This window comes from Streptomyces sp. S.PB5 (genome assembly GCF_030403745.1).
In the GTDB taxonomy this organism is placed as follows: domain Bacteria; phylum Actinomycetota; class Actinomycetes; order Streptomycetales; family Streptomycetaceae; genus Streptomyces.
The window spans coordinates 253,530-269,811 of sequence record NZ_JAQMWP010000012.1; the positions used below are offsets into that span (position 1 = coordinate 253,530).

The window sequence follows — 16,282 nt, forward strand, 5'->3', positions numbered from 1 at the left end:
CATGACAGAGACCACTCGCCGCTTCAAGGCCGCGGCCGTCCAGGCCGAGCCCGCCTGGCTCGACGCGGAGGCCGGGGTCGCCAAGACCGTGGACCTGATCGCGGAAGCGGCCCGTAACGGTGCCTCGCTCATCGCCTTCCCCGAAGTATGGATTCCCGGCTATCCGCACTTCCTGTGGCTGGGCGCGGTCGCCGACCAGGTCCCCTACGTCGGCCGCTACCACGCCGCGTCCCTAGCCCCCGACAGCGACGGGATGACCACCATCCGCCGCACCGCCCGGCAGCACGGCATCACCGTCGCGCTCGGCTACAGCGAGAAGGACCACGGCACCCTCTACATCACCCAGACCGTGATCGCCGCCGACGGCAGCGTGCTCCTGCACCGCCGCAAGCTGAAGCCGACCCATGTCGAGCGCAGCCTGTTCGGCGAGGGCGACGGCAGCGACCTCAAGGTCGTCGACAGCGCGCTCGGCCGGCTCGGCGCGCTGAACTGCGCCGAGCACGTCCAGCCGCTCAGCAAGTACGCCCTGTACGCGCAGAACGAGCAGGTGCACATCGCCAGTTGGCCGTGTTTCGGTCTCTACCGCAACCTTGCCTTCCAGCTCAGCGCCGAGGCCAACACCGCCGCGACCCAGGTGTACGCCATCGAGGGCAGCGCCTTCGTCCTGATGGCCACCCAGGTCATCTCCCCGGCCGGCATCGACGTCTTCGCGTCCACCCCCGAGCAGCGCCGCCTGCTCACGGCCGGCGGCGGCTGCTCCCGGATCTTCGGCCCCGACGGACGTACCCTCACCAAGGACGTCGACGAGGGGGAGGAGGCACTGGTGTACGCCGACATCGACCTCGACGAGATCGACCTCGCGAAGAACGCTTACGATCCGGCCGGGCACTACGCGCGCGCCGACGCCACCTACCTCGTTCACCGGCGCGAAGCTCGCCGGCCCGTGGTCCGGGAGGGAAGCCCCGCCGAGACCGTGTTCCACGCGTTTCCGGCGCTGGACGACGAGATCCCCGAGTCATGACGCGACCTGCCGAAGACCCCCCGCCGCCGGGCCGGCCCTCCGTCCAGACCCTGGACCGGGGGCTCAGGCTCCTGGAAGTGATCGCGCTGTCGGACGTACCGCTCACGCTGGCCGAACTGAGCCAGCAGATGGGCCTGCACCGCTCGATCGTCTACCGGCTGCTGCGCACCCTCCAGGACCACCACCTGGTCGCGCACACCACCCACGGGTACGTCATCGGCACCCGCGCGCAGTCACTGGGCCGGCGCACCCTGCCCATGCTCCAGCGCATCGCCAAACCGGAGATCGCCAAGCTGGCCGCGCGCGTGGGCCTGACCTCCTTCTTCGTCGTCCGGGACGGCGAGGAAGCGGTCACGCTGGTCTCCGTCGAGGTCGAGAGCACCCGCTCGCGCACCGTCTACAGCCCCGGCGACCGGCATCCGCTGACCCTGGGCTCCCCGGGCATCGCCATGCTGTCCGCCGAGCCGCAACTGCTCGGTGAGCGACCGGAGATCAGCCGGGCCCGGGCCTGCGGCTACGCCATCACACGCAACGAGGTCGTGCGCGGCCTCGGGACGGTCTCGGCGCCGGTCGTGTCGGCGCCCGGCCATGCCGTCGCCGCCGTGTCGATCGCCTTCACCGTCGAACAGCCCGGCCCGCCGCAGATCGAGGCCGTCCTCGACACCGCCCGCCTCATCACCGGCCGGCTGCGCGGCGAACTGTCGACGGGCGCGGTCCTGCCCGGGGTCGACTGACTCGGGCGACTGTCCGAGGTGCGGCGCGTTTCGCATAGCGAACGTGCCCGTGGCCCCCGGGTGTTGGGCGGCTTAGCGTCCAGTCCTGTCAGAAAGGGGACCCGCGATGACCACGGCCGCCCACAGCAGGACCGTCAAGGAACAGACCTTCGACGTCCTTCGCCAGTACGACCTCACCACCCTCTTCAGCAACCCGGGCTCCACCGAGGTCGGCTTCCTCGCCGACCTGCCCGCCGACATCTCCTTCGTGCTCGGCCTGCACGAGGGCTCGGTCGTCGGAATGGCCTCCGGCAGCGCCCTGGCCACCGGTCGCCCCGCGCTCGTACTGCTGCACACCACCGCCGGATACGGCAACGCCGTCAGCGCCCTGGCCACCGCCCGCGCGAACCGCGCGCCCCTGGTGGTGATCGTGGGCCAGCAGGACCGCCGGCATCTTGCCCACGAGCCGTTCCTGGCCGGGAGGTTGGATGGCCTGGCGGGGGAGTACCCCGTGTGGCAGCACACGCCGACCCGTCCGCAGGACGTCCCCGGCGCCGTCGCCCGTGCCTGGCACGAGGCCCAGGAAGGCCGCGGTCCGACGGTCGTGGTGGTTCCGATGGACGACTGGTTCGCCGAGGCCGACGAGGACGTAGCCCAGGCCGCGCCGCGCGGACCGCTCGCGGTGCGAGGCGCTCGTACGGCCTCCGACGACGCCGTGGCCGCGCTCGCAGCGCTCCTGGCGGCCGCCGACTCGCCCTGTCTGGTGGCGGGCGCGGGCAACGACACGGCGGGCGGCTGGGAGGCCCTCGTCATGCTGGCCGAGCGCCTGGACTGCCCGGTCTACCAGGAGCCGTTCGGCGCCCGCGCCGGCTTCCCCCAGGACCACCGCCTCTTCGCCGGCCACCTGCCCGCGGTCCGCCCCGCCCTGCGCGAGGCGCTCGCGCCGTACGACACGGTCCTCACCGTCGGGACTGCCGCGTTCCGCCAATACACCTACGCCCCGGGCGACTTCACCGAGGCGGGCACCCGGGTCGCCGTCATCACGGACGACCCGGAGGAGGCTCACCGCAGCCCGGCGGAGCTGGTGCTGCTCGCCGAACCGGCCGACACCGTACGCCGGTTGACCCCGCTGGTGCCCGCCGTCCCGCGTTCCTCGACACCGAACCGGCCCACAACACTCCAGCCCCCCGCGCCCGGTGAGCCCCTGCGTGCCGCTCATGTACTGGCCGCCCTGGCCGAGCGGCTCGACCCGAAGGCCGTGGTGGTCGAGGAGACCCCCTCCAGCCGCCCTGACCTGCACCGGCTGCTGCCCGCCCGGGCGCCGCTCGGCTTCCTCAGCGCGGCCATGGGCGGACTGGGCTTCGCCATGCCGGCCGCGATCGGTGTCCGCCATGGTGCCCCGGACCGGCCCGTCGTGGCCGTGCTCGGCGACGGCTCCTCCCTCTACTCGATCCAGGCCCTGTGGAGCGCCGCCCACTACGGCATCGGCGTCCTGTTCGTCGTCCTCGCCAACGGCCGTTACGCGATCATGGACCGCCTCTCCGAGCGCGAGGGCTCCGCCGCCCCGGCCTGGCCCGCGTTCACCGAGCTGAGCGTGTCGACCCTGGCCGAGGGCCTGGGCTGCCCGGCCGAACGGGTCGAGGACCACACCGCGTTGCTGTCCGTCCTGGACAAGGTCCTGCCGACCCTGGCGGACCGGCGTGAGGCGCTCGTGCTGGAGGTCGCCGTCGAGGCCGACGCCCACTACTCCTCCTGACCCGCTGAGCACGGAAGGCACAGACACGTGAAGGTCGTCATCATCGGAGGCGCCGGCGGCATCGGCTCCTCCGCTGCGTTCAACCTGCTCTCCGCGCAGGGGACGTACGAGATCGTGCTCGTCGACACCCGCCCGAACATGATCACCAGCCACACCATGGATCTGGAGAACGCCCTCGGCCTCGGCGCCACCGCCGACACCGTCCGGGGCGGTGCCCCCGAGGACGCGCTCGACGCGGACGTGGTCGTGCTGAGCGCCGCCGTCCCGCTGCGGCTGAACTCCTCCCGTTCCGTCTTCCTCGCCGACAACGCGCGGATCGTGAACGAGTGCCTGCGTCCCCTGCGGGAGGCGGGAGCGGACTTCGGCGGACTGGTGCTGATGCTCACCAACCCCGTCGACCCGCTGCTGACCTGGGTGCACCGGCAGGGCTGGCTGCCGCGCGAGCGGCTGATCGGCTACACCCTCAACGACAGCCTCCGGCTGCGCACGGGCATCGCGTTCGCGCTCGGCGTGCCGCCGAAGGACGTCGACGCCTGGATGCTCGGCGAGCACGGCGAGGGCCAGGTCCCGCTGTACAGCCGGGTCAGGGTGGGCGGGGAGCCCGTCGTACTCACCGACGAACAGCGCACGGCCGCCGAGGAGTACGTGGACACCTGGTACTCCAAGCACGTCGCCCTCGACTCGGGCCGCACCTCCACCTGGACCACCGGCCTGGGCACCGCCCGTCTCATCGAGGCGATCGCCACCGGCGCAGGCACCCTCGTCCCCGCCTCCGTCGTGCTGGACGGGGAGTACGGCGTGCACGGCACCAGCCTCACCGTGCCCGTCGAGCTCGGCCCCGAGGGCGTACGCCGCATCGCGGCCTGGGACCTGCCGGAGGAGGAAGCGGCCGGCATGGTCCGGGCCGCCGACCGCGTGGAGGCAGGCGCCTCCGAACTGACCGAGCAGGCCGTGGCTCAACTGTCCTGACACAACTGGTCACGTATCACCACGTATCAAAGATGCTGCGTAGCAAGGAGACCGTCCTCATGGCCATCACCCGAGACCTGTACATCGCCGGAAGAGACGTGCCCGCCGCCTCCGGCCGGAGCGCCGACGACATCAACCCCTTCACCGGGGAGGTGTACGCCACCGTCGCCGCCGCCGGTCCCGAGGACGTCGTACGTGCCGTGGACGCGGCCGACGCGGCCTTCGAGGCATGGGCCGCGCTGGCCCCCTTCGCCCGTCGGGCGATCTTCCTCAAGGCAGCCGACCTGCTGGACGGGCGCGGCGCACAGGTCGCCGACCTGATGGCGCAGGAGGCGGGCGGCACCCGTCCGTGGGCGTTCTTCAACGTGATGCTGGCGGCGAACATCCTGCGCGAGGCGGCAGCCGCGATCACCGCCCCGCGCGGTGAGGTGCTCAGCGCGCAGGAGCAGGGCGCGCTGGGCCTGGCGGTGCGCGAACCGCTGGGCGTGGTCGCGGCGTTCGCGCCCTGGAACGCGCCGGTCATTTTGGGCGTGCGGGCCGTGGCGGCGCCGCTGGCCGCGGGCAACACGGTCGTCGTCAAGGCGAGCGAGGACGCGCCGATCGCCTGTGGGCTGCTGGTCGCGGACGTGCTGCGGGAGGCCGGGCTGCCGGACGGCGTGCTCAACGTCATCACCAACGCCCGTGAGGACGCGGCCGAGATCGCCGAGACGCTGATCGCCGACGAGCGGGTGCGGGCGGTGAACTTCACCGGCTCCACCGCTGTCGGACGGATCGTCGGAGAGCTGGCGGCCCGTCATCTCAAGCCCGCCGTACTGGAGTTGGGCGGCAAGAACGCGGTGCTCGTCCTCGACGACGCGGACGTGGACTACGCCGTGGACGCCGTGACGTTCAGCGTGTTCATGAACGCCGGGCAGATCTGCATGTCCGGCGACCGGATCCTCGTACACGAGTCCTTGGCCGAGGAGTTCACGCGGAAGTTCACCGCGAAGGCGGGTGCGCTGCCGGCCGGCGACCCCGGGGAGCCGTACACGGTCGTGGGCCCGCTGGTGAGCGCACAGGCCGCCCGGCGGGTGGCCGGCCTGGTCGCGGACGCCGTCGCCAAGGGCGCGAAGGTCCTGGTCGGCGGCGGCGAACCGGACGGGGCGGTCCATCCGGCGACCGTCCTCACCGATGTTCCGAGGGACGCGCACCTGTACCACGCGGAGGCGTTCGGCCCGGTCTGCGTGATCGAGACCTTCACCGACGACGACACCGCGGTGAGCCTCGCCAACGACACCGACAACGGCCTGACCTGCGGCATCATCACGGAGAACGCCACCCACGGACTGACGGTGGCGCGCCGGATCCGTACGGGCATCGTGCACATCAACGACCAGTCAGTGGCCGACGAGCCGCAAGCCCCGTTCGGTGGAGCGAAGGCCTCCGGGTATGGGCGCTTCGGCGGCCGTTGGGGGATCGAAGCGTTCTCCAACACCCGCTGGGTGACCATCGCCACGCAGCAAGCGCACTACCCCTTCTGAACCGGATCGGAGTACCGGTGGCCCACCGGGAGAACGAGAGGCTATCGGCGAAGCCCGGACCACAGGGCGGCCTGTCGGACAGGTCGTGACAGACCTGGGACGCGCTGTCCAAGCTCGCCGGACGCCCGGATCCGGGCCCCCACCATGCCGCCCTGCGACGGCTCCTCAGCGGGTACGCGGGCAAGCCGGCCAAGGAGATCGATGCTGGCGACGCGCTCGCCAACGGCGCGGTTGCATAAGATGCATCGCCCTTTGCCGGAGGGACCGGCCGTGACGACTCCCCTCGAAGCACGGCCGATCCGCCTCAACCATGGATGGTCGGGCCTGCGGGAGTGTGCCCACCTCCATGGGAGTGGAGGGCCGGTGACATCGTCGGCGATGTCACCGGCTTCACAGCCCCTGTGCCCGGGACGGCTCGACGCTCCCGAAGCTGCCCTGAACCGGCAAGTACCGGAGGGTGACGACTACTCGCTCCGTCTGCCTGCGGCGATTACATCCGCACGCGTCCCGGCATCATCCGCCTCACCCCCACCGCCCTGCGCTGACGCATCCCGGCCAACGGTCACATGCCCCGCTCTCCTCAGGGGCAGAACCGTGCCAGCGCTGTTCCACCAGTCGCGTGCCCGGCGGTGATGATCTTGCCGTCCGGCTGGAGTGCGACCGCGTGTGCCGCATCGTCGCCACCGGCGCCGCCGAGGTCGATGACGGTGTGGCCACCGGTGCCGAAGCCGGTGTCCGGGCTGCCGTCCGCATTGAACCGCACCAGCGCCGTATCAGCACGGGAACCGCGGCTGGCGTTCGCGAAGCCGGCGGTGATGATCTTGCCGTCCGGCTGGATGGCCATCCCGCGTGCCCAGTTGTCGAGACCGAGGTCGACGGCGGTGCGGCCGCCGGTGCCGAAGCCGGTATCCGGGCTGCCGTCCGCATTGAACCGCGCTACCGCGTGACCGCCGTCGCCGCCGGCGGTGACGATCTTGCCGTCCGGCTGGAGAGCCACCACCCACGCACCGAAGTGGTCCATGATGGTGTGGCCGCCGGTGCCGAAGCCGGCATCCGGGCTGCCGTCCGCATTGAACCGCTCCAGCGCCGACTTGCCGCCGTTCGCGTAACCGACGGTGACGATCCTGCCGTCCGGCTGGATGGCCACCGCGCGCGCCCCGTTGTAGACGCCGAAGCCGGTGACGGTGTGGCCGCCGGTGCCGAAGCCGGTGTCCGGGCTGCCGTCCGCATTGAACCGCGCCACCACTGAACCAGCAGTGTAAGTACTGTCCTGCACGCCGCCGACGGTGACGATCTTGCCGTCCGGCTGGATGGCCACTGCGTTCACCCAGTCGGTGCTGCCGAAGTCGAAGGTGGTGCGGCCGCCGGTGCCGAAGCCGGTGTCCGGGCTGCCATCCGTATTGAACCGCGCCACCACCGCGTTACCGCCCACACCACCGGCGGTGACGATCTTGCCGTCCGGCTGGAGGGCCACCGCACGCATCCCCAAGCGGGAGCCCGTGAAGTCGGTGAGGGTGCGGCCGCCCTCGCCGAAGCCGGTGTCCAGGGTGCCGTCCGCATTGAACCGCGCCACCACCGTGCCAGCGCTCGCGTCACCGACAACGACGGCCTTGCCGTCCGGCTGGAGCACCATCCCGTACTCCTGGGCCCAGCCGCCGATGTCGGTGACGGTGTAGCCGCCCCTGCCGAAGCCGGTATCCAGGTCGCCAGCCGCGACCGCCACCCCCGGCAAGGCTACGACCAGGGCCGCCCCCGCCATTGCCGCCCACATCCCGTACCGCCGCCGGCCCGGCCGAGCAGCCGGTCTCATCACAGACATTTCTTATGCGCCCTTCTTGCCGTCTGACCTCACCGAAAAAAGCGTCACAAAACATCTCTAGTCACGCATACGCGCCAGCAGGGGGCTGTGAGTAACTGCTCCATCCGGCACCCGCACCACCCGCCCGGACCAGTCCGTAGATAGAGACCGGCAGGTCAGGAGCTTTTGATCATCGCTGGAGAGCGGTACCGCGTGTTTGCGTACGCAATGCAATCGGTACTTGTCGCTTCAGGGCAGCTTCGGGAGCGTCGAGCCTGGACAACAGCGCCGACACCAGTTGGAAGAATGGCCCAACACCCTGCCGAGCACCGGCCGCGGCCCGCAGCAGCCCTCCGCGAAGTCCGTGATCGTCGGCGGGACAGAGGGCCACCCGGCGGGGAAGTCCGTGCCGGGGCTGGGTGAGGCGCCGTTGCGCTGTGCACCAAGCAACGTAGCGAAGCCCGGTCGGTGGCAGCAGAACTGGCAGAAGCCTATTGGCTCGATTCTCCGCTGCATGGTGCTGACGGCTGCGTGTGTGCGTGCCGCTTCGCGGGGCTTCGGCAGGGAGGGAGAGGAATGTTTCGCCGCGGCCGGGCGCGTCTGCTGCGCGGGCATGGTGCCGCAGGCACGTCGGACGGCGATGCCCGTGGTGTCGTCGGCGACGGTGACAGCGGCCGTGGTCGCAGGGCTCTGCCGCGATCTTCGGTAGAACTCGGGGACCGCGTCGGCAAAGACCCCGATACCGACAACGGCGCAGCCGTTGCCCCGATGGAGCTGGCTGGTCCAGAGGCCGAGTTCGACGCCGGAACGGTGTGGCCCGCGGTCCTCCCCGGGCAGGCGCCACCACCGGGGCGAGGCCAGCACGGTGACCCAGGCGCGGGCCCTGGGCACGAGCATGTCGTGGACGCTGCGGTCCTCCGGGTCGCGCCGCGTGGAGTACTCGCCGAAGCGGCGGACGTGCTCGGTCAGGGACGGCGAGATAGGGGACAGGTCCTCGGGGCCGATCTCCCATCTCTCCTCTTGGAGCCGGCGCACGATCGCGGCGATGTCCAAGGCGTTGTGGATGGGTGGCATCAGTACGTTGCCGGCCCCGCCCCTTGAGCAGCCCGGCCGCCACCAAGCGGTCCAGCATCAACTGCGGCAGCTGATCCGCCCGGCTGCCCTCGGCCAGCCGGGCCCGGAACTCACTGAGTATCGAGTGGTCGAACCGCGGATCGTCGAGTTCAAGGCCGGGTCCGTACTTCCAGTCGATCCTCGTGCGCACCGCATCCGCCGCACGGTCCGAGAGGTTCTCCGTGAACTGCAGCACCGACACCAGTGCCAACTGGCCCGGCAAGAAACCCGGTCGGCCATCGGACGGATACAGATGAGTGAAGTCCTCGTCGGCGAACACCACATCCAGCCGGTCCCTCATCAGCATCACCGGCGTCCCCTTCGGACACGCCGCCCACGCCGTGGGGACCGCCATCGGGGGAATCCGCTGGAAACTTGCCGGACGCATCGACACCGTCCACCGCCCCGAAACCGAGGCCGCCCCGTCTCCGACCAGCCAACCACCACCAGCGTCCGCCGTCACCGTCCCGACAAGATCACCGACAGAGTCACGGCATTGGGCCTAAGCGTTTGCTCGGCGCAGGCGCTCGGCTGCCTGTGCGCGGACGGCGTCACAGGACTGCGGGGTGCTGCCGTGCAGGATTTCCCATCGGGCGTTGTGCGCCGCAGGCCACAGGCTGGCAGCCCAGGCGATCTCAAGTTCCTCAGGGGTGAACCGACGCCCGCGGAGGCCCTGATACCCGGTCAGGAACGCCGAAGAACTCTCGATCGGGGCCAGCGTCGGTGGCGAGACGCTGGCGAATGCACCGCACGCCGCGCCTGCCAGTGCCGCCTCCGGCTGCCACGCCAGACTGTCCCAGTCATGCACGGCCCACACGTCACCGCCGTGCCAACGGAGGTTCTGCGCTTCGAAGTCGGTGTGACCCAGCACACATGGCAGGTCGGCCGCGAGCAGCCGTTTGCGGGCCCGGGCGGCTGTCTCGACGACGTACGCGGGCACGATGCTCTGATCTCGCTCGTCGAGGAAGCCGATCGCTGGCCATAGCCCTGAATCTGTATGGTCCCAACGGGCCCATCGCGGATTCGGCAGCGGCGGAGCAACAGCCACCTCGGCCAGTTCGGTCATCAGCCAGGCGAAGACCGCCGCATAACGCACGGCGACATCAGGCGAGTTGCCACGCAGCAGTTCACCGCCGGACCGGTACTCCTCCGCATGCACTGCCAGCGCACCGACACCGACTACGGGTGTGATGGGCCGGGCGCACGGAAACCCCCGTTTCGCGAGCTCGGTCTGGGCGGCGACGCAGGAAACAGCCCGGCCGTCGTCCTCCCGCGCTTTCACCACGACGTCTCGCCCATCGACCAGCCGCAGCCCGAACACGGCCGACAGCGACCGCCGTTCGAACAGCACTCTGGCCGGCTCGTTCCCCAGCTGGTCCACGCACCAACCGACCAGCCAGCCCGGCACGTCATCCAAGACCATGGGGCGACTGTGCCATGTGCGGCGAACAAAGCGCATTGCTCAGTACCCGAAGCTGCCGCGGACTTTTCCAGGCCAGCTTGGGCAAGGGGCTGGCGCAAGCGCAGCATCACCGCCAGTGATGCCCGTTGTGCAAGCCCAGGGCTTTAGCGCTGGGGAGTTGACTGGTCGGTTTGTGCTTCGTCTGTGGCTGTCTTCGGCGGTGCGGGAGTGTCTGCGGCGGTGTAGAAGACGGAAGAGCCCTGCTTGGCGCGCTGAGCCTGGCTCTTGGCCACGAGTCCTTCGAGTGTGGTGCGTACGACGGTGGTCTTGATGTTGCGCTCGGGATGGGTCTGTCCGAGCGCGGTGGCAACCTCAGCTGCCGAGCGCGGTTCGGTCTGTTCGGTGAGGTGGCCGCGGATGAGTTCCACGAGGGTGGGCTTGGCTGTCTTGGCGGCTGCGGTCTTCGTCGCGGTCTTCGTCGCGGACTTCGCCGCGGTCTTCTTGGGGCTCTTGCTGTCTTGCTCGGTACCGGCCTTCTTCGTGCGGCTGCGCTTGCCTGTTGCGGGCTTGGCGGGCGTCTCGTGCCGGGGAGAGGGGACTGCGGCGTCTTCCGGTGACGGGGCGGCCGGGGCGGCCTCGGTCGGGGCGTCTGTGGCGCTGAGCGCCTTCTGCATGTTCACCAGAACGGAGTGGTCATGTTGCAGGGCGAGCAGTTGTTCCTGCAGCGCGGCGATTTCTGCTTCGATGCGCTGTTGTTCCTTGGCGTTGCGTTCGAGGTCGCTTGCTACCTGGGCGGTGTACTGGGAGGTGAGTTCGGTGCTCGGGAACGTGTTCTGCGGCATGATGCTGGCCTTTCCTCGGTGCGCGGCCGCGGTGACGCCGTGCGCGGGCGTCATAGTGGACGGGCGTGACACCTGCTGTGTCAGGTCCTGGCGCTGAGATAGTACGCAGGTTGGAACTGCTGTGTTCCTGTTGTGCAGTGCCTTCCGTTCATATTGCGAGGCGTTCATGGGCGGCTGCCTGGTCTGGGATGCCGCTGTCGCACGCGGCCGGGTCTGGGCCGGGCCGGGGCGTGAGGCATTGCGGGGACTGGGGCGTAGGCGCCTGGCGGGCATCTCGCCGGTCTCCTTGCGGTGGTGCCAGGACGTTGGGGCGGGGGTGGGCGCAGGCCGGGTTGAGGAGATTTGTTCGGTCTGTTGGCGGGAGTGCCCGCACAGCCGGGCCAGGAGGCGGGCCGTGGGAGAGGTGAACGGGTGTCCGGCACGACGGCGGTGCTGTTCGTCGGCCGCGCACATCGGCCTGCATCCCGACGATGCTGCCGACACGGCGTACGTCATGGCCGGTTGGATGTTCGTGTACTACGCCGCGTTGCGCGGCCTGGAGCTCCTCGCCGAGTGATGGGCCTGGAGGCACTTGCAGCCGGCCGCCGGTGTCCTGCTCGGTTGGCCGCGGCCGCCCGCGTACGAGTCACCGCCGGTGCTGCCGCTCACGTGCAAGCTCGGCGTGGACGCGACGAACAAGGGGTCCTGGACGCCCTTGAGAGCGTCGTCGGTGGTGATGAGGACCGGAAGGAAGGGACCTTGCTCGCACGCGTCCTGGCGAAAGGGCCGGTGTGCCCTTGGCCGGCGCGGCCGCAATCGGGAGTGTGGTGGCTGTTGCCGTCACCGGCGGTGGTTCGTCTTTGAGACGATCACGAGCAGGCGTTCTGTTGTGTGATGGCCCGCGCGGTGCGGGCGGCCTTCTCCTCAGTGTCGGAGAGGACCGCGTTTCCCGCACCGAACAAGCCCTGCCGCAGGAAGACTGCCAGGCCGTGTGCGGCGGCGGCGATCCTGAGCAGCAGGTCGAACGCGGCGTCCGGGGTTGAGGCAACCTGTCGGGCCGCCGGCAGGAGGAGGCGGGCCACCTGGTCGCCCGCCGTGGCCAGTTCGGCGAACCGGGACTTGTCGAGTCCGGCATGGAAGGTCACATCGAACAGGGCAGGTTCCTCGGCGGCGAATCTGACGTATGCCGCCGCGAAGGACGCCAGTTGTTCAGCGGGGTCCTCGATGCCGTTCATGGCCGCGGCGAAGCGGTTTTGCTGCTCCCGGTAGCCCTGGGTGGCGAGTTCCGCCAGTAGTGCGTCCCGGTCGGCGAAGTGCTTGTACGGCGCCGCGACGCTCACGCCGGCCCGGCGGCTCGCTTCGGCCAGGGTGAAGCCGTGCGGACCCTTCTCGCCGACCAGTTCCAAGGATGCGCGCAGGAGGGAGTTGCGCAGGTCGCCGTGATGGTGACCGACGGGACGTCGGGTGACTGGAGGGGCCATGCCCGATAGGTTAACATCACTTACCAGGTAAACGGCATTAACCATGGGAGTCGGTCATGTCCGCTGTTCGTTTTCACCACATCAGCATCTCGGTCGCGGACCTTGCCGCGCAGGAGGCCTGGTACGCCGACGCGTTCGGGCTCACGCAGGTGGAAGAACGCCTGGAGATGCCTGAAGCGGGAGTCCGGACCGTCGTTCTGAGCGATGCGGCGGGTCTGCGGGTGGAGTTCGTCGAACGGTCCGGCTCGCGCCCCGTCTCGCACACCGATGCTTTCGCCGCCACTGCCGCACAGACCTTCACCCACCTGGCACTTCAAGTCCGGGACCTCGACGGCACGTTCGCCCGTCTCACGCAGGACTGCGGGGCTGCTGCGGTGTCGCGACCTGCGCCCGGCGCCAGTGAAGGCATGCGCTACGCGTACGTCGCCGACCCGGAGGGCAATCTGCTGGAGCTGATCGAGACGTCATGAGCAGGGCGGGTCCGGGTGCGGCGCAGCAGCGCGCTCATGCGGAGGGATGGGGTGCATGAGTGTCGAGTGCCGTCGCGCGCAGGACAGCGGCCACCCGTGTCACGGCCGGCATCGGCGGGGCGGGCAGGCGGGCCAGGAGCAGGCGCCGCTGTTCTTGCGGACCGCCGCGGACGGGCAGGACGCGCACTCCGGGAGGTACCGCGGAGACGAGCGAGGCGGGAACCGTGGTCAGTCCGCACCCCGCGGCCACGAGGTGGAGTTTGGCCAGCCAGTCGCGGGCGGTGTGGGCGATCTCGGGGCGCTCGTCCAGGCCCGGCCAGACGCCCATCAGGCGGTCCTCTCCCGAGGAGGACCCGGCGATCCAGCGCTGCCCCCGCAGATCGGCCACGTCCACGTATGTGCCGCGGGCGAGGGGATGCGTGGCGGGCACCGCGAGACACAGCGGGCGTTCGGTGAGGGTCTGCAGTACCAGCGGGGGCGAGTCGGTGTCCGGCGCGCGGAACGGCGGCGCCGAGGCGAGCAGGGCCAGATCCAGGCTGCCCGCCCGCAACGCACGGACCAGTGCCGGGGTGCCGCCCTCGCGGCCGACGACGTCCACTCCGGGGTCGCTTTCACGCAACGCGGCAAGGGCCCGGGGCAGCAGCACGGCACCGGCGCTGGGCACCCACCCCAGCCGGACCGTCCCGGTCTGTTCCGGCAGCCCCGACAGTTCCCTGGCGGTCGCGGCGATCTCGTCGAGCACGACGGTCGCGCGGCGCATGACGACACGGCCGGCGGGCGTGAGCCTGGCCCCGTCGCGCCGCCGCTCCAGCAGTTCCGTGCCGGCCGCGCGCTCGATCGCGGCGATCTGCCGGGAGACCGCCGACTGGGTGTAGCCGAGCGACGCCGCGGCCGCGGTGAAGGTTCCCTGTTCGGCCACGGCCCGCAGGACACGCAACGCCGTCAGTGACACATCAGTGAAGTCCATGATGTTTACGCATGCTAGCTGTTCCAAACTTTCGTTGGACTCATGGACGACCGGTTTCTAGCGTGGACGTATGACCACGTCACGCATCGCCCTCGTCACGGGCGCCAACCAGGGGCTCGGCCGGGCCCTCACCGAGGGGCTGGCAGCCCGCATGGATGAGCAGGACCTGGTCCTGCTCACCGGCCGCAGTCAGCAACGGGTGGCCGACGCCGCCCGGGAAGTCGCCGCCCTGTCCACCACCCGTGCCCGGGTCGAGGGCCGGATCCTGGATGTCACGGACCGCGGCGCCATCGCCCGCCTCGCCGAGGACCTGCGGGTCCACCACGCAGGGGTGGACGTCGTCATCTCCAACGCGGTCGCCCGTCTGCTCCCCGAGGAGTCGCAGTCACAGCGCGCCGATGAGTTCATCGACGTCTCCAACACCGCCACGCACGCGATGCTGCGCTCCTTCGGCCCGGTGCTGCGCCCGGGCGGGCGCCTGCTCGTGGTGGCCAGCAGCTTGGGGACGCTCGGCCACCTCGACGGCCGGCTGCACCACTTGTTCGACGGCGCGAGCCTGGACCAGGTCGAATACGCCGTGGAGTCGTGGCGCAGCGCCATCCACCACAAGACCGCGCAGGAAGCGGGCTGGCCGCTGTGGCTGAACGTGCCCTCGAAGGTGGCCCAGGTCGCTGCCGTTCGCGCCGTTGCCGCCGAACGCCGTGCCCGGGATCTCGCGGAGAACACGCTTGTCGCCGCCGTGTGCCCCGGCATGGTCGACACGGCGACCTCACGCCCGTGGTTCAGCGACTACAGCCAGGCCCAGTCGCCCGCCCGGGCCGCTGAGGCCGTCCTCGATCTGGTCTTCGCCGAGCACGTCGACCCGGAGCTCTACGGCGAACTGGTGCGCTTCGGCAAGGCCCTGCCCTGGCACGACGGCACGCCTCCGGTCGAGCAGGACACGATCCTCGTCCCCTGACCGCACCCGCTCCGCACCGGACCGGACCGCGCCGGCCGCCGTCGTCCGCAGCACCCGTGGCCGCTTCAACACCCCGCATTTCCGCAAGGAGTTCCGCATGAGTGCCCTCACCACCCCGTTCGGTTTCGCCAGCACCGCCGGCGAGGTCGTGTCAGGAATCGATCTCACCGGCCGCCGCGCGGTCGTCACCGGCGCCTCCTCCGGCATCGGGGCGGAGACGGCCCGCGCCCTGGCGGCCACCGGTGCGGCCGTCACCCTCGCCGTGCGGGACGTGGCGGCGGGTGAACGCGTCGCCAAGGACATCACCGGATCGACCGGCAACCATGACGTGCGGGCCGCGCACCTCGACCTGACCGATCTCGCGTCCATCTCGGCCTTCACCGCCGCCTGGCAGGGCCCGCTGCACGTCCTGGTCAACAACGCGGGCGTCATGGCCTGCCCCGAGCAGTACACCGAGCAGGGCTGGGAATGGCAGTTCGCCACCAACCACCTCGGCCATTTCGCTCTCGCCACCGGCCTGCACAGCGCGCTGGCCGCTGACGGCAACGCCCGCATCGTGGTGGTGAGTTCCACCGGCCACCAGCGGTCACCGATCGTGTGGGACGACGTCAACTTCGCCTTCCGCCCCTACGATCCGTGGCTCGCCTACGCACAGTCCAAGACGGCCAACGTCCTGTTCGCGGTGGAGGCGACCCGCCGCTGGGCCGACGACAACATCACCGCCAACGCCCTGATGCCGGGCGCCATCTACACGAACCTGCAGCGGCACACCGCAGGCCGAGGCAGCGGCCGCGTCCCCGCTGAGCTGATCAAGACCGTCGAACAGGGCGCCGCCACGTCGGCGCTCCTGGCCACCTCACCGTTGCTCGAAGGCGTCGGCGGCCGCTATTTCGTCGACTGCAACGAGACCGAGATCGTCGACCGGCGCTCCGGCTCGCTCCACGGCGTGGCCCGCTACGCCGTCGACCCGGCGGGCGCGCGGCGCCTGTGGGACCTGTCGCAGGACCTGATCACAGGCGCCGCGTGATCGGGACGCCTCCCGACCAGACGCCTGCTCGGCCGCCCAGGGCAGCGCGGACAAGAAGAACTGCAGCCGCTGCACCCGCGGGCATCCCCGCACCCGCGACCGGCTCCGCCCGGCCAGTCAGGTGATCGCCTTGTTCCGCTCCCGCGGCGCCGGCCCGGTCAGGTACTCACGAAACCCCCGGCGCAGGCGGACACGGACGGCGCGCAGTCATCTACAGCCCTCGGCAAGCCAGTTGACTCCGACCACCGACCCTGCCCCTGCCCCGC

General features: G+C 70.5%; 15 protein-coding genes and 1 pseudogene. 9 read left to right on the top strand and 7 right to left on the bottom strand.

Going from position 1 to position 16,282, the window contains the following annotated elements:
* The first annotated feature begins 1 nt into the window (after nt 1).
* The 5 genes from PH203_RS30515 to PH203_RS30535 all read left to right on the top strand — a co-directional run bounded on the left by PH203_RS30515 (nt 2) and on the right by PH203_RS30535 (nt 5,979).
* A complete protein-coding gene (locus PH203_RS30515) occupies nt 2–1,021 on the top strand; it encodes a carbon-nitrogen hydrolase family protein (protein ID WP_289923946.1) in 1,020 nt (339 codons plus the stop codon).
* Nucleotides 1,018–1,755 (top strand): helix-turn-helix domain-containing protein, encoded by a 738-nt coding sequence (locus PH203_RS30520; RefSeq protein WP_289923947.1) that lies wholly within the window; start codon nt 1,018–1,020, stop codon nt 1,753–1,755. The genes PH203_RS30515 and PH203_RS30520 overlap by 4 nt, the downstream gene beginning before the upstream one ends.
* A gap of 106 nt (nt 1,756–1,861) precedes the next feature.
* Nucleotides 1,862–3,490 (top strand): thiamine pyrophosphate-dependent enzyme, encoded by a 1,629-nt coding sequence (locus PH203_RS30525; RefSeq protein ID WP_289923948.1) that lies wholly within the window; start codon nt 1,862–1,864, stop codon nt 3,488–3,490.
* Nucleotides 3,491–3,517: 27 nt separating this feature from the next.
* Nucleotides 3,518–4,459 carry a hypothetical protein gene (locus PH203_RS30530; protein ID WP_289923949.1) on the top strand — a complete coding sequence of 314 codons (942 nt, stop codon included), beginning with the start codon at nt 3,518–3,520 and terminating at the stop codon, nt 4,457–4,459.
* A gap of 59 nt (nt 4,460–4,518) precedes the next feature.
* Nucleotides 4,519–5,979, top strand: a complete 1,461-nt coding sequence (locus PH203_RS30535) for an aldehyde dehydrogenase family protein (protein ID WP_289923951.1) — start codon at nt 4,519–4,521, stop codon at nt 5,977–5,979.
* A gap of 580 nt (nt 5,980–6,559) precedes the next feature.
* Here PH203_RS30535 and PH203_RS30540 read toward each other — a convergent pair.
* The 5 genes and pseudogenes from PH203_RS30540 to PH203_RS30560 form a co-directional block, all read right to left on the bottom strand.
* A complete protein-coding gene (locus PH203_RS30540) occupies nt 6,560–7,702 on the bottom strand; it encodes a delta-60 repeat domain-containing protein (protein ID WP_289923953.1) in 1,143 nt (380 codons plus the stop codon).
* Nucleotides 7,703–8,026: 324 nt separating this feature from the next.
* A complete protein-coding gene (locus PH203_RS30545; RefSeq protein WP_289924009.1) occupies nt 8,027–8,830 on the bottom strand; it encodes a hypothetical protein in 804 nt (267 codons plus the stop codon).
* A gap of 103 nt (nt 8,831–8,933) precedes the next feature.
* Nucleotides 8,934–9,278 (bottom strand): annotated as a pseudogene (locus PH203_RS30550) (transposase); the annotation flags it as partial.
* 114 nt (nt 9,279–9,392) lie between these two features.
* A complete protein-coding gene (locus PH203_RS30555) occupies nt 9,393–10,313 on the bottom strand; it encodes a phosphotransferase (protein ID WP_289923954.1) in 921 nt (306 codons plus the stop codon).
* 143 nt (nt 10,314–10,456) lie between these two features.
* Nucleotides 10,457–11,134 (bottom strand): hypothetical protein, encoded by a 678-nt coding sequence (locus PH203_RS30560; RefSeq protein ID WP_289924005.1) that lies wholly within the window; start codon nt 11,132–11,134, stop codon nt 10,457–10,459.
* Between the two features lie 394 nt (nt 11,135–11,528).
* On the opposite strand from PH203_RS30560, the gene PH203_RS30565 reads away from it, so the two are divergent.
* A complete protein-coding gene (locus PH203_RS30565) occupies nt 11,529–11,690 on the top strand; it encodes a hypothetical protein (RefSeq protein ID WP_289923955.1) in 162 nt (53 codons plus the stop codon).
* A gap of 292 nt (nt 11,691–11,982) precedes the next feature.
* On the opposite strand, the gene PH203_RS30570 is transcribed toward PH203_RS30565, so the two are convergent.
* Nucleotides 11,983–12,594 (bottom strand): TetR/AcrR family transcriptional regulator, encoded by a 612-nt coding sequence (locus PH203_RS30570; protein ID WP_289923956.1) that lies wholly within the window; start codon nt 12,592–12,594, stop codon nt 11,983–11,985.
* Nucleotides 12,595–12,650: 56 nt separating this feature from the next.
* On the opposite strand from PH203_RS30570, the gene PH203_RS30575 reads away from it, so the two are divergent.
* On the top strand, nt 12,651–13,064 hold the full coding sequence (locus tag PH203_RS30575) for a VOC family protein (RefSeq protein ID WP_289923958.1): 414 nt from the start codon (nt 12,651–12,653) through the stop codon (nt 13,062–13,064).
* 34 nt (nt 13,065–13,098) lie between these two features.
* Here PH203_RS30575 and PH203_RS30580 read toward each other — a convergent pair whose 3' ends face one another.
* Nucleotides 13,099–14,031 carry a LysR family transcriptional regulator gene (locus PH203_RS30580; RefSeq protein WP_289923959.1) on the bottom strand — a complete coding sequence of 311 codons (933 nt, stop codon included), beginning with the start codon at nt 14,029–14,031 and terminating at the stop codon, nt 13,099–13,101.
* Between the two features lie 70 nt (nt 14,032–14,101).
* Between PH203_RS30580 and PH203_RS30585 the strand changes: the two genes are divergently transcribed.
* Together PH203_RS30585 and PH203_RS30590 are read left to right on the top strand one after the other, a co-directional pair.
* Entirely contained in the window at nt 14,102–14,989 is an 888-nt protein-coding gene (locus tag PH203_RS30585; protein WP_289923960.1) for an SDR family NAD(P)-dependent oxidoreductase, read from the top strand.
* Between the two features lie 97 nt (nt 14,990–15,086).
* Nucleotides 15,087–16,016 carry an SDR family NAD(P)-dependent oxidoreductase gene (locus PH203_RS30590; RefSeq protein WP_289923961.1) on the top strand — a complete coding sequence of 310 codons (930 nt, stop codon included), beginning with the start codon at nt 15,087–15,089 and terminating at the stop codon, nt 16,014–16,016.
* Nucleotides 16,017–16,282 lie beyond the last annotated feature (266 nt).

Bases quoted from the DNA above. Each gene is read 5' to 3' on its own strand.
- PH203_RS30515 (WP_289923946.1), top strand. From the start codon at position 2: ATGACAGAGACCACTCGCCGCTTCAAGGCCGCGGCCGTCCAGGCCGAG.
- PH203_RS30575 (WP_289923958.1), top strand. From the start codon at position 12,651: ATGTCCGCTGTTCGTTTTCACCACATCAGCATCTCGGTCGCGGACCTT.
- PH203_RS30590 (WP_289923961.1), top strand. From the start codon at position 15,087: ATGAGTGCCCTCACCACCCCGTTCGGTTTCGCCAGCACCGCCGGCGAG.
- PH203_RS30570 (WP_289923956.1), bottom strand. From the start codon at position 12,594: ATGGCCCCTCCAGTCACCCGACGTCCCGTCGGTCACCATCACGGCGAC.
- PH203_RS30525 (WP_289923948.1), top strand. From the start codon at position 1,862: ATGACCACGGCCGCCCACAGCAGGACCGTCAAGGAACAGACCTTCGAC.
- PH203_RS30520 (WP_289923947.1), top strand. From the start codon at position 1,018: ATGACGCGACCTGCCGAAGACCCCCCGCCGCCGGGCCGGCCCTCCGTC.
- PH203_RS30580 (WP_289923959.1), bottom strand. From the start codon at position 14,031: ATGGACTTCACTGATGTGTCACTGACGGCGTTGCGTGTCCTGCGGGCC.
- PH203_RS30585 (WP_289923960.1), top strand. From the start codon at position 14,102: ATGACCACGTCACGCATCGCCCTCGTCACGGGCGCCAACCAGGGGCTC.
- PH203_RS30560 (WP_289924005.1), bottom strand. From the start codon at position 11,134: ATGCCGCAGAACACGTTCCCGAGCACCGAACTCACCTCCCAGTACACC.
- PH203_RS30535 (WP_289923951.1), top strand. From the start codon at position 4,519: ATGGCCATCACCCGAGACCTGTACATCGCCGGAAGAGACGTGCCCGCC.
- PH203_RS30555 (WP_289923954.1), bottom strand. From the start codon at position 10,313: ATGGTCTTGGATGACGTGCCGGGCTGGCTGGTCGGTTGGTGCGTGGAC.